Raw genomic sequence first — 13,909 nt, 5'->3', positions numbered from 1 at the left:
CATTAATGTTTCTCTAGTAAGTTATACGTTATTCTTTTATTTGTAAGTTACATCAAACCGACTTAATAGTTTTAGCCAACCAAAAGGAGTAAAGTATTCATCAATGATTTTCAATTTATTTCAAGGTAAAATAACTCGAATGATTAAGCCAAATTGGGATATATTTAAAGCTAAATTCTCGGAAAATCCACAATATCATTTTGAATGGTTTTGCTATCTATTATTTTGTAAAGAAACTAAGAAAATATATGGTGTCTTTAGGTATAAGAACCAGTCTGCTATAGAGACCAATCCTGTTGATATTGACGGTCATTGTATAGGTTTCCAATCTAAGTTTTATACTACTACTTTATCAAGTAATAAAGCTGAGTTAATTAGTACTTTAGAAAAAGCTAAGCGAGATTACCCAAAGCTTACCAAGTTGCTTTTGTATACAAATCAAGAGTGGGGGCAAGCTTATCCCCAAAAAAACAATCCAATCAAAAAAGCAGTAAAGTCTGCCACACAAATAGAAATTGAGAATAAAGCTAGTCAACTAGGCATAGTTCTAGAGTGGAGAACAGCTAGTTACTTTGAATCTCCTTTCGTATCTCAGACTTGTGCTGACATTGGTAAATACTTTTTTATTAGTAATAATTCTTTATTTGATCTTATCAATGCGCAGGAGCGTCATACACAGTCAATATTAAAGAATATTAAACAAAGCATTCCGTTCAAGGGAAATGATATATCTATTGAACGAGCAAGTGTTTTAGATTCATTAAAAGAAACCTCAAATAAAGTATCAATAGTGTGTGGCAAAGGAGGCGTCGGTAAGACTGTTGAGATTAAAAAGTTCTACCAAGAGTTTAGATATTCTCAACCAATTTTTGCATTCAAGGCTAATGAATTCGAAATTAATGAATTAGACGACCTTATTAAAGGCTGGTCTACAGATGATTTTTTAAGTCTTTTTGGTGATTCGCAGGATAAGGTCTTAGTTATTGACTCTGCCGAAAAATTGATGGATTTAAACAACCAAGAACCTATTAAAGAATTTATTGATTTATCGGTAGCACGTGGCTGGAAGATTATTTTTACAACAAGAGACCATTACTTTGATGATCTTAACCATCTTTGCTTAGACGTCCTTGATGTAATACCAAATAAACTTTACATACCAGAGTTAACAGAAGATGAGTTAGATGGGTTAGCAAACAAGTATTCCTTTAATGTGCCAAGTGATTCAAGATTACGGAGCTTATTAAAATTGCCTTTTTATTTAAATGCATACCTCAAATTTTACAATGGAGATACGAAACAACCATTGGATACGATAAGATTTAAGGATCATCTATGGAACAAAAAGATTAAGAACGGAGATATAAAAAGGGAAAAAGTTTTTAGCGAACTGGCTTTTCAACGAGCTAATACTGGTAAATTTTATTTGTCTGTTACAGCTGAAGATATAGAAGCTGCTGATGCGTTATCAAAGGACGAAGTTCTTGGTATAGATGGTACTTCATTCTTTATTAGTCACGATATATATGAAGAGTGGGCACTAGAAAAATTTATTGATATTAGTTTTAAAAATAAGTTGTCAACACTAGCGTTTTTTACTTTGATAGGAAATTCTCTAGCCATAAGAAGAAGTTTTCGCTTATGGCTATCAGAACAACTGTTTGTTAACGAAACAGAAATAAAAAGCTTTATTGAAAATGCAATCGATGATGATGCTATAGAACCTATCTGGAAGGATGAGGTAATCACGGCGGTTTTACTGTCTGATTATTCATATACTTTTTTTGATAGTTTTGAAACTGAGCTTTTACAAAATAATTTAGAGTTGCTTCAACGTATTAATTCTATTTTACGTATTACTTGTAAAGAAATTGATAACTCAAAGCTTAACCGGTTAGGTCTCAAGCTAAGTGATATTACCTATTTTACCATACCTAAAGGTGCTGGCTGGTCGGCCTTTATAAACTTCATATTCGATAAAAAAGATAATATTGGTTTAGTAAATTTAAAGCCATTTATTTCAGTACTAAACGAGTGGAATAGTTCCGTAAAACAAGGAGAAACTACTCGTAAGGCGAGTTTGTTATGCCTTGAATATTATAGATGGCTTGAATCTGAAGATTCCTATATTGGAAGTGGAAAATTTACAGATTCAGTAATTAAAACCATTGCATATGGCGCAAATGAAATAAAAACAGAGCTTGCTCTTGTAATAGATGAAATATGCGGATTACAAAAAGAATCGAAGAACATTCCTTATGAGCATCTTGCAAAATTAATATTGAAAAAACTAGATGGGGTGTATATAGCAAAAGCTCTACCGGAAAAAACGCTGGAACTTGCAAATTATTGCTGGTTAAAAAACCATCAGTCAGATGGTTTTTCTAGAAGGCACCGAGATGCAGAAAATATATTTGGTGTTGTGGATGGCTATGATTTTAATTATCACCCTGAAAGTGCATTCCAAACGCCAATTTTTAACTTGCTTGGCTTTAGTCTAAAAGCAACTGTAGATTTCATACTGGGCTTTATAAATCAAGTTACCCTAAATTTGGTTAATCACTATGGTAAGGATAAGTTTTACACACATGAATTAACTATAGGTGATAGGACTAATAAAATTTATATAGACGAAGACTTATGGAGTTCATATCGCGGTGCTGGTAATACGCCTAATCTCATCAAATCTATATTGATGGCTCTGGAAAAGTTTCTCTTAAAAAATGTAGAACATTTTACAGGCGATAATTTAGAAGCATGGCTTAAATATATGCTGAAGAATACTAACTCTTCTGCAATATGCGGTGTTATTAGCAGTATTGTCCTCGCAAATAAAGTTAAGCTTTTTAATGTTGCAAAAATATTGTTTGAAGTTAAAGAGTTTATTAAATTTGATACAGCTAGATTAGTATTCGATAGCCAGCATAAAGCTCAACTAGAGATGTTAGGAAATATGACTGGTGGCTTTCAACATGAGCAATGGCATCACAATGAAAGAGTTAAGGCGTGTGATGCTAATCATAGAGCCAACTCTCTTGAGAAGCAGTGTTTATGCTATCAAGTATTTGCTCAGGAAGGTGTTGATGAGGCTGAAGTCCAACGTAGGAAAAAAGCTATATGGGAGTTGTTGGATAGTTATTATGGCGAATTAGAAGTTGATAAAGACTTAAAAAACTCAAAATTATGGCGAATGAGTTTGGCTAGGATGGACAGTCGAAAAATGGACATAACGACAGAGGAAGTTGAAGGGAAAATTGCGGTTTACTTTAATCCTGAGTTAGATCCTGATCTCAAAGATATGTCTAAAAGTCATCAGGAAAAACAACAACAAGATAACAAGTTCTTGCCTCTATGTCTTTGGGCGCGCCATAAAATTGATAAAAAGGAAGACAGTAAAAAATACGAACAATATGAATATGATCCAAATCAGGTCATAGCTGACTTAAAAGATCTTTTTGAAAAGTTAACCGATGAAGAAAACCCACCTTCTGAAAACTTTGTGCTTTTTAACCGCTACACACATATATATGCGTCAGCAGCACTTATAAAATACTACCATACTGTATTAGATGAAAATGACTTAAGCTTTTGTTTGAGAATTATAGAGGACTGTCTAAATCAACTTTTTAATTATGATTATCGATATCAAATACGCGATGGTATGGATGCATGCTTTACTGTTATCTCTGATTTATTCGTGATTTCCCCTGAAAATATATCTATTTATAAAGTGATGCTCATTGCAGGGTTAATGAGGACAGACTCTACAACTATGATGGGTTCTCAAAGATTTAATGCTTTTGCCATTGTGGCGATAGTAGAGTTGTGGAACATCTTTGATAAAGATGTTCAAGCTATTTACTGGGGATATTTAACTTTATTTCCTATCTATATTGAGCTTATAGACACTATTAGAAAAGAGGGCGCTGAGCGTAAACAGTTTAATATTGACCTTTCTGGGGTATGGGAAAGATTATTTGAAGAGAATGAAAGTATTTTAAAAAACATTGAAATTAACAATATAGTTGAGCTTAGTGAGGCTGATTATACCCCGTTTGATTTACACACTAAATCGGTGGCAATTTATATACTTCCTAATGATTCAAGAGCGTGGGTACTTGACTCTTTTAAATGTTTAATTAATACGTCTGTGAATACTATTTTTGGTGATGACAGAAGGAATTCTAATAATTATCAGGCTAGGCATGATTTTTTAAGAAAGTTTTCTAGTTACTTATTATCCGTACAAACTTGTTATATTCCTGAGCTTATAAACCCACTGTTAGAGCAGTTTAATTTGTCAGAAGGTGCTGCAGATTTATTAGAAGAAATAGTTAGAGCGCAAGATGGGCTAAATTCATACGAAAACTTCTGGCTAATTTGGAATTTATTTAAACCCAAGGTGATTCAGCTGGCTCAGGAGAAACACTTAAGCTATCGTTTTGAAAAAATAGTGAAAAATTATTTGTTTGCTCTATCATTGTGGAAAAAAGATGCGAAAAATTGGCATACGTTAAAAGATAAGAACTCACGTTTCTTTAATGAAATGGCAGGAAAACTTTCTAATTCTCCATCAACTCTCTATTCATTTGGAATGTTACTAAATGGCATAGGAAGTCAATATTTACCCCAAGGAGTAGGTTGGATAGCCAAAATTATAAAAACGAATAGTGCTTTATCAAAATCTGACTTAAGTGATGATACTATTTATTACCTCAAAGTTTATATGAGAACGTTTCTGTATCGAGAAAGAAGTAAAGTGCGCCGTACTCCTGAATTAATGGTCAACACATTGATAATTCTTGACTTGTTAATTGATCAAGGAGAAGTCTCTGGGTACTTAATGAGAGAAAATATTCTATAAATAAAACATAGAAAGTTGATTGTATTAAAGTTAAGTACCTAAAAATAATTTTGAGGTACTTAACTTTATATTATAGAGTGCAACTATCTTGACTGCGACCGATAACTCTAGGGTTTAATAAGGGGGATCTTTGTTTTTGATGTTATTTCATTTAAATCAGCTTGTTGTTATCTTATGGGCGGTATGATGTAAGCCTATATTGTTGATTTAGGTTGTTATAAAATAAGAGCTTAAATCTACATGTAAACAAAGAAGGGATGCTTAGTTGAAGACAACGGCATCCTTTTTTTATCTCTTTTTTTAGTTATAGTTCCATTCTCATTTTTTAAGCGCCACCCTGATCGCTATTTTGTCGATTGAATTTTAATATCTTATCTGAAATGTAATAATATGTATTAGATTATTGAATAGGCTGTCATTAATTCGTTTTACTTTAAAGAATGATTATACCGAAGGAATTAATTAAGTTTTCAAGTATTGCGCAGGAAAAATTAACTCTAGCAATGCATGAGTTGTAGGAGATAGTTGTTTTCACTTCAAAACTCACAACGCAGGTAGGGATAATTTCAACAAGCAAGACGGGTAACCTTTTTAGTTCCTTTGGTATTTAACCAAGGTATCGATCTATTGACCTATATTCTCCACCTGCACTGTCTGATGTAAGTTAACTTTCATTTGAGGAATAGTAATGCTTAAAACGCCGTTAAAAAAACACCTTTATTTTATTGGTGATATACATGCAAGGCACCATAAACTGGTCGCTTTATTAGCACATATAGATTTTGATATTAATGTGGCGAGTTCAGCACTAAAAAGTGGGCAATTAGTTTTTATGGGTGATTTAATCGATAGCGTCCCAAGTTGTGATGGCGACCATTTAGCTTTACTTGAGCAGGTTGAATCTTTAGTGAAACATGAGCATGCTTTTTGTTTATTGGGCAATCATGAGTTTAATGCCATTGGTTGGATGACTAAAAAAACAGATGGAAACTGGGCGCGAGCACATAATAAAAACAATAAAATACAACATCAAGCTTTTTTAGAGGCGGTTATAGAGGGCTCAAAAGAGCATGAACGTTGGATAGCTTGGTTTAAATCATTACCTCTGTTTATTGATTTTGGGGAAGTCCGAGCTATTCACGCTTGCTGGGATGAAAAGGCTCTTGCGCGTCTTAAACCCTATCTAAACTCTGATAATAGTTTAAAAGAAGCCCATTGGCAGGATGCGTTTGATGAAAGCCATGAGCTGTTTACCTTGTGTGAAATCTTATTAAAAGGACCAGAAAGGGAGCTTCCTACCGGCGACTCCTTTGTAGATAAGACAGGTAAAGTACGTACTCGTGAACGCATTAAATGGTGGGGTGACGCATTATCTGAAGAGATAATAAAGCCTGTTGTCATTGGTCATTATACGTTATCTGGCTTACCTGAAGCCTTATCTGAAAAAGTGTTGTGCGTTGATTATAATGCAGCAAAAGGCGATAACCCTTTAGTGTGTTGCTCTGTTGAGTTGGCACCTGCGGACAAGGTAGCGTCTGTTAGCAATTACATTTTTCATTATGTCAATAAACCTAAATAGCGTAGGCGGGTGTAAAAATACGTTTAAGATTTGAAATGAAGATTCAAAATGTATTTAAGTTAAAACTTGTACATAGTCGCTTGTAGTCATTCCCTAAAGGATAAGGCATTTAAAAAAACAAACGTAAATCGGTAAAGCATCTTGATAGTGTACTTATACCAAGGAATTAATTAAGCTTTCATCTATTGCGCAGGAAAAATTAACACTAGCAATGCGTGAGTTGCAGGAGATAGTTTTTCTCACTTCAAAACTCACAACGCAGGTAGGGATAATTTCAACAAGCAAAACGGATCACTTTTTTAGTTCCTTTGGTATTAGTGTTAAACAGTGAAGATGTTATGCTGAAAGAGGGGCCTATGCTCAAGATCGGCCCTCACGGAAATTGATTTTTTTTGTTTTTCTTATTGCTCTTATGTTCATTTTTAATTCTCTAAATCAGTAAATTAAGGGCTCTTTTTAATAACTCGCTACAATGTTTACTTTTTTTTTACATTTGGCGTGTATATATCGCATATCCTTAAAAATTACCTTTTTTAAATAAGATTAATAGCCTAGCCTTAACTTCTCTCTATTTAAGACAGGTGCGATTATGAGTTTAATACTTAACCAGAAAAATGATATTTTAGAGCAAATCTTCACACAATTAAAAACCCACTTTTCAGATAAAGATCAAAATACACTACAGTTATTTATCAATAATGTTTACCGTGATGTAGTGATCCGCGATTTAATTCAAATGTCACAAGAAGATTTGAATGGCTTGACCGTTTCCTTATGGAGAGAGATACAGCAATGGAAGGGAGATAAAGCGAAGATCAGAGTATTTAATCCTGATGTAGAGCAAGATGAATGGCAATCAGCGCATACGGTGATCAGCGTTTTATCGCCGAAACAGCCTTTTGTCATAGATACTTTAAAATTGATCTTGAGTGAACAAAATATTAAGTTGCACCATATTTTTTATAGTGAGATGGCAAGCGTACGTAATAAAAGTGGAAAACTAAGTGCATTAAATGCAGAAAGCTCCAATGAATTATTACTTTATTTTGAAATTGATCATACAAGTTCAAAACAAGATAGAGATGTAATAGCGAAAAAAATGGAATTGGCCTTAGAAAATGTCAACTTGGTTGTTAATGATTTTGTAGGTTTGAAACATAATATTACGGAAGCGCTGAAGTTTAGTAACAAAGATAAATTTAATAAAACGATCATCGATATTGATGAGCAACAAACTTTTTTAAGCTGGTTATTAGACGATCATTTTACCTTTATCGGTGGTGATAAATTTACTGTTAACAATGGCAAGCTAGAATTGCTTGAAAATAGCCAACTCGGCTTACTTAAAAGCCCTGATTTTTTACAAAAAGCACTGCCATTTGAATTATTCCAAACATTACAAAAACATTCTTTAATGCATTTTAGTAAAGCGTCAGAGCGTGGCATGGTGCATCGCGCAGCCTACCCAGATGTTATTTATGTCAAACGTTTTAATGCAAGTGGAGAGCTCATCGGCGGGTATCGTTTTATTGGTTTATATACATCCTCTGTTTATAGTGGAACCCCTCGTGATATCCCGATCATCCGCAAGAAAATTAAAAATATATTAACAAGAGCCGATTATCGTCTTGGTAGTCATTATTACAAAGAATTAGCCCAAATATTATGTACTTATCCGGTAGAAGATTTATTACTTTGTAATGAAAGTACGTTATTAAATAATGTAATTGAAGTTTTACATGCTCAAGAGCGTAAAGAGTTAAAGTTGTTTTTACGCTGTGCGGGCAACAAGCAGTTTGTTATTGCCACTATTTATGTACCGAGAGATGTTTATAATACGAAAGTCAGACTGATTTTTGAAAAATTAATTTGTCGTGCGCTTGATGTGGAAGATATTGATTACCAAACCTATTTAAGTGAATCTAATTTAGCCCGCTTACGTTTGGTTCTGCGTTTAAAGGCGCCTTTAAACCAAGTGTTAGAAGAGCAAGCGATTCAAGATCGTATGAAACAATTAACCAAACGTTGGGATGATGAGTTGCATCATTCTTTGATTGAACGTTTTGGTGAAGAGCAGGGAATAAAGCTTAGTACTAAATATAATTTTGCGTTTCCAAGTAGCTACCAAGAGATTTTCAGTGCACGTGTTGCAGTGACGGATGTCGAGCGTATTGAGTCACTTTATAGTGATACAAGTAAATCTATGACGTTGCGTTTTTACCGCTCTATTGAGGCCAATAGTAGTGATCTTAAATTAAAACTGTTCCATCAAGATGGCGCATTACTATTGTCTGATCTTATTCCTATTTTAGAAAATTTAGGTTTGAAAGTAGCAGAAGAATACCCTTATAAAGTAATGCCAGTAGGAGAAGATTCTTTTTGGTTATATGATTTCACCTTAATTTATAATCAGGGTAAAGACTTTGATGCGGATGATTATAATGAAATTTTTAGTGATGCCTTTTTATCTATATGGTACGGCGAAGCTGAGAATGATCCGTTTAATAAGCTTATCTTAGGATCGGGCCTAACATGGCGTGATGTGAGTATATTACGTGCTTACGCTAAATATTTAAAACAACTTTGTTTCGGGTTTAGTCATTATAGTATTGCTAAAACATTGTTACTGCATAGCAAATTGGTTAAAGACATTGTTCAACTCTTTATTAAACGTTTTGATCCCGTTAATCCCATTAGTTTAGAAGATCAACAAAAACGCCAAGATAAAATTATCAATGCATTAAATGACGTGACGAACTTAAATGAGGATCGTGTTTTACGTAAATATGTCGAACTTATTATGGCAACATTACGGACTAACTATTTCCAATTAAAAGATGGAAAAGTGCATGATTACATCAGCTTTAAATTTGATCACGATAAAATCTCCGATATACCGTTACCGCGTTTAAGTTATGAAGTATTTGTTTATTCACCGCGTTTTGAAGGTGTACATCTACGTGGTGGTAAAGTGGCTCGAGGCGGACTACGTTGGTCGGATCGAGGCGAAGATTTCCGTACGGAAGTGTTAGGCTTGGTTAAAGCGCAACAAGTTAAAAACTCTGTGATCGTACCCGTCGGTGCAAAAGGTGGATTTTTTGCTAAACGCTTGCGTCCTACGATGGGCCGTGAAGAGTTTATGAAAGAGGGGATCCATTGTTATAAAATGTTTATCAGCGCCTTACTTGATATGACAGATAACTTAAATAAAGGCGAAATTTTACCTCCTCTTGATATGGTACGTTATGACGGTGATGATCCTTATCTTGTCGTCGCAGCCGATAAAGGCACTGCAACATTTTCAGATATAGCCAATGAGCTTGCTACTGAGCGTAATTTTTGGCTTGATGATGCCTTTGCTTCTGGTGGTAGTAATGGTTACGATCATAAAAAAATGGGAATTACAGCACGTGGTGCATGGATCAGCGTACAACGGCATTTCCGTGAGTTAGGTGTGAATGTACAAGAAAAACCTATCAGTGTTATCGGCATCGGTGATATGGCGGGAGATGTATTTGGTAATGGTATGTTAAGTTCAAAAACCATTGCTTTAATCGGTGCATTTAACCATTTACATATCTTTATCGATCCATCACCTCGTGATTTAGGTGCTAACTATAAAGAACGTTTACGTCTCTTTGAAACACCGAGAGTAGGATGGAATGACTATAACAAAGCATTGATATCTACCGGTGGTGGTATCTTTGATCGCACTGCAAAATCAATAAAAGTGACGCCAGAGATGGCTAAGCGTTTTGATATTTATCAAAAGCAAGTCACTCCAACAGAGTTAATTAATTTCTTATTAAAAGCACATGTTGATCTTCTTTGGAATGGTGGTATCGGCACGTACGTTAAAGGTTCGATGGAAAGTCATGCGGATGTTGGTGATAAAGCCAATGATTTATTGCGTGTTAATGGCTGTGAATTACGTTGTAGCGTTGTCGGTGAAGGCGGTAATTTAGGCTTTACCCAACGTGCTCGTATTGAGTTTTCATTAGAGGGGGGACTTTGTTTCACCGATGCGATTGATAACGCCGGTGGCGTGAACTGTTCAGATTTAGAAGTGAATATTAAAATCCTTTTGGATAAAGTGGTATCTAAGGGTGATTTAACGGTTAAACAACGTAATGTTTGTTTAGAAAAAATGACCCCAGAAGTTTCAGTATTAGTGTTGAAAAACAATTATCGTCAAGCACAAAGCATTAGTATTTCCTTTATGGATGGTTATCAGTGCCTCGAAGAGTATCGACGTTTAATCAGTGATTTAGAGGAAAAGGGCAAGCTTAATCGTGGTTTAGAGTTTATTCCTGCAGAAGAGGAGTTAAATGAACGTAAAGCATTACAAAAAGGATTAACCCGCCCAAGCCTTGCCGTTATGTTGTCTTATGCTAAAAATGAAATGAAAGAAGAATTAGCAAATGCCAAAATAGCCGATGATCCGTATTTATTAACCGAAGCGGAAAAAATATTTCCATTAACATTGGTTAAAAACTATAAGCAGGAGATCCATGGTCACCCTCTGATCAATGAAATTGTTGCAACTCAAGTGAGTAATGATCTGTTTAATATTATGGGCTCTACTTTTGCTCATCGTACAATGGCGAGTTCAGGTTGTTCTTTCCTAGAGTTAAGTAAAGCATGGGTGGCTGCACGTGATATTTTCTCATTAGACAGTATTCTTGAGCAAATAGAAGCGTTGGATAATAAAGTTGATTATAGTGTGCAGTGTCATTTAATTGCAGATCTCAAAGATATGGTAAGTCAGGGAACGCGCTGGCTTATTCGCAATCACCGTGATGAACTTGATACTGGACTTTTAATTGAAAAATACCAAGCATCAGTACACGTTGTGGGAAGTGAAATTGAGACCGTATTAATGGGTAATGTCGTCACGCATAGAACGGCGTTGGTGAAATCATTAACCGAAGGCGGTGTGACCACAGAGCTTGCTCATCAGCTATCTAGTTGTGATCAAATTTATGAACTATTAAGTGTTATTTCTGTTTCTAATAAATTAGAAACGGATGCGCATTTAGCGGCGCAAGTGTATTTCTTTGTCGCAGATAAATTACAACTATTTGAAGTGGCAAAACAATTACACTTATTGCCAAAAGATACACATTGGCAAGCGCTTGCACATGAAGCGATGCGAGATGATCTAGAATGGCAACATAAGCGTATGACGCAAGCTGTTTTACTTGAAATGCAAAAAGAAGGGCATAAAGGCGGCGTGAAACAAGCATTTGATACGTGGCAAGCACAACATCAAAACTTAGCCGATCGTTGGTACCGTATGTCTGAGGCTTTACTTGCCGTTAAACTTCCTGAATTTAGTATGTGTCAGGTCGCATTGCGTGAGTTACTTGATTTATCGAGTAGTTAATAGGTCGCAGTCTATAAATATAATACCAAAGGAATTAATTAAGTTTTCATGTATTGCGCAGGAAAAATTAACACTAGCAAGGCGTGAGTTGTAGGAGATAGTTGTTCTCACTTCAAAACTCACAACGCAGGTAGGGATAATTTCAACAAGCAAGACGGGTAACCTTTTTAGTTCCTTTGGTATAAGGCTATTATTTGCCTTTTTAAAGCAACATCAGTCTAATGATGTTGCTTTTTTTTATGCGTTTTTTGGTATTTAGGTGTGAGGCAGTAGATAAAGGTTTTGGATAAAACAGGGGCTTTATTAACATGTTTTTTTATTAATATGAGAGAGGACGCCTCTGTGGATTTAATCGCTCTGTACCAAGTCGATTATTAATCAGGAGAGTAAACGGCGCGTTAATTATTGTGCTTATTAGATACTTCATGCGGTGTTTATTCGGCATTGTAATGTTATACCAACGGAATTAATTAAGCTTCCATGTATTGCGCAGGAAAAATCAACACTAGCAATGCGTGAGTTGTAAGAGATAGTTGTTCTCACTTCAAAACGCGGATATTTCTAAATAGTGGGGGAGATTTGATAGGGTGATAAGTGCGTAATAACATGTCGCGCAATAGGTTAAATACAGTGACAAAATAAAACGTATAAAAAAATCCGCAACGTTGATTAACGAAGCGGATTTTTTTTATACTAGAGGGCTATTTTATAAGTTTTTTAAAATAGCAGTGACGGATACTTTCGCATCACCTAATAGCATTTCTGAGTTTTCTTTAAAGAACAGTGGATTTTGTACGCCGGCATAGCCAACACCCATAGAGCGTTTAAATACAATTACTTTACTTGCATTCCAAACACTTAGCACTGGCATACCTGATATAGGCGTACCTGGCTCATTGGCCGCAGGGTTAACCGTATCGTTTGCACCAATGACTAATACAACGTCTGTTTTTTCAAAGTCATCATTGATTTCGTCCATTTCTAACACGATATCATAAGGTACTTTTGCTTCCGCTAAGAGTACATTCATGTGACCTGGAAGACGCCCTGCAACAGGGTGAATACCAAAACGTACGTTTTTACCTTTAGCGCGTAATATTTTGGTAAGCTCGGCAACAGGGTATTGCGCTTGTGCGACAGCCATACCGTAACCCGGTACAATCACGATGTTTTTAGCGTTAGACAAAGAGTCAGCAGCTTCAACTGCATTCGTTTCAAAATGCGTACCTTGGTCAATATCTGCATTTTGAGCAACAACTTCATTACCAAAACCGCCCAAGATAACACTGACAAAAGAGCGATTCATTGCTTTACACATAATGTAAGAAAGAATTGCGCCACTTGAACCCACTAATGCACCCGTAATAATCAAAAGATCATTCGATAGCATAAAGCCTGTCGCAGCAGCCGCCCAACCTGAATAAGAGTTCAGCATAGAGACCACAACCGGCATGTCTGCACCACCGATAGATGCAACAAGATGCACACCGAAAAGCATGGCAATAATTGACATAATGATCAAGGCAGTTAGACCAAGGTCGCCACTAACAAAGCTAACCAAAAGGAAAGCCGAGGCTGCCATTGCTGTTAGGTTTATCCAGTTTTTACCCGGTAATGATAAAGCCGTACTTTTAACGCGTCCACTTAGCTTACCAAAAGCAACAATTGAGCCGGTAAAGGTAACCGCACCAATAAAGATCCCGATGAAAACTTCGACATCATGGATGCTTTTAGCTGCACCAATAAGAATGCCGTGATCCATATAAGAGTTGAAACCGATAAAGGCAGCTGCTAGACCTACAAAGCTATGTAAAATAGCAATAAGCTCTGGCATAGATGTCATTTCGACTTTTAATGCTAAACGTACACCAATTAAAGCGCCCACGATCATAGCGACCGTAATATAACCTAACCCAGAGACCTGAGAACTCGCAATCGTAGCAACTACCGCTAGGATCATACCTAGGATACCGAAGAAATTACCTCGTTTTGCTGTTTCTTGGCTACTGAGTCCATTAAGGCTAGAAATAAACAGGATGGCCGCAATAATATATATGGCTGTAATTAATCCTTGAGACAT

Annotated in this window: 4 protein-coding genes; 3 read left to right on the top strand and 1 reads right to left on the bottom strand. The window is 35.7% G+C overall.

What is annotated here, in order from left to right; all coding sequences use genetic code 11:
• The first annotated feature begins 139 nt into the window (after positions 1-139).
• From avs4 to PCNPT3_RS10315, 3 genes are all read left to right on the top strand, one after another.
• A complete protein-coding gene (gene avs4, locus PCNPT3_RS10325) occupies positions 140-4,864 on the top strand; it encodes an AVAST type 4 anti-phage nuclease Avs4 (RefSeq protein ID WP_156801525.1) in 4,725 nt (1,574 codons plus the stop codon).
• A 688-nt stretch (positions 4,865-5,552) separates the two neighbouring features.
• Complete coding sequence (locus PCNPT3_RS10320) at positions 5,553-6,443, top strand: metallophosphoesterase (protein WP_015465808.1); 891 nt, start codon at positions 5,553-5,555, stop codon at positions 6,441-6,443.
• Positions 6,444-7,032: 589 nt separating this feature from the next.
• Complete coding sequence (locus tag PCNPT3_RS10315; RefSeq protein WP_015465807.1) at positions 7,033-11,829, top strand: NAD-glutamate dehydrogenase; 4,797 nt, start codon at positions 7,033-7,035, stop codon at positions 11,827-11,829.
• Between the two features lie 706 nt (positions 11,830-12,535).
• Here PCNPT3_RS10315 and pntB read toward each other — a convergent pair.
• Positions 12,536-13,909 (bottom strand): Re/Si-specific NAD(P)(+) transhydrogenase subunit beta, encoded by a 1,374-nt coding sequence (pntB, locus tag PCNPT3_RS10310; protein ID WP_015465806.1) that lies wholly within the window; start codon positions 13,907-13,909, stop codon positions 12,536-12,538.

The sequence above is a fragment of the Psychromonas sp. CNPT3 genome (assembly GCF_000153405.2).
Classification (GTDB): Bacteria; Pseudomonadota; Gammaproteobacteria; order Enterobacterales; family Psychromonadaceae; genus Psychromonas.
Note: the sequence above shows the minus strand (reverse complement) of the source record. Positions and strands in the feature narration are given on the sequence as shown.

Bases quoted from the DNA above. Each gene is read 5' to 3' on its own strand.
- pntB (WP_015465806.1), bottom strand. From the start codon at position 13,909: ATGTCTCAAGGATTAATTACAGCCATATATATTATTGCGGCCATCCTG.
- PCNPT3_RS10315 (WP_015465807.1), top strand. From the start codon at position 7,033: ATGAGTTTAATACTTAACCAGAAAAATGATATTTTAGAGCAAATCTTC.
- PCNPT3_RS10320 (WP_015465808.1), top strand. From the start codon at position 5,553: ATGCTTAAAACGCCGTTAAAAAAACACCTTTATTTTATTGGTGATATA.
- avs4 (WP_156801525.1), top strand. From the start codon at position 140: ATGATTAAGCCAAATTGGGATATATTTAAAGCTAAATTCTCGGAAAAT.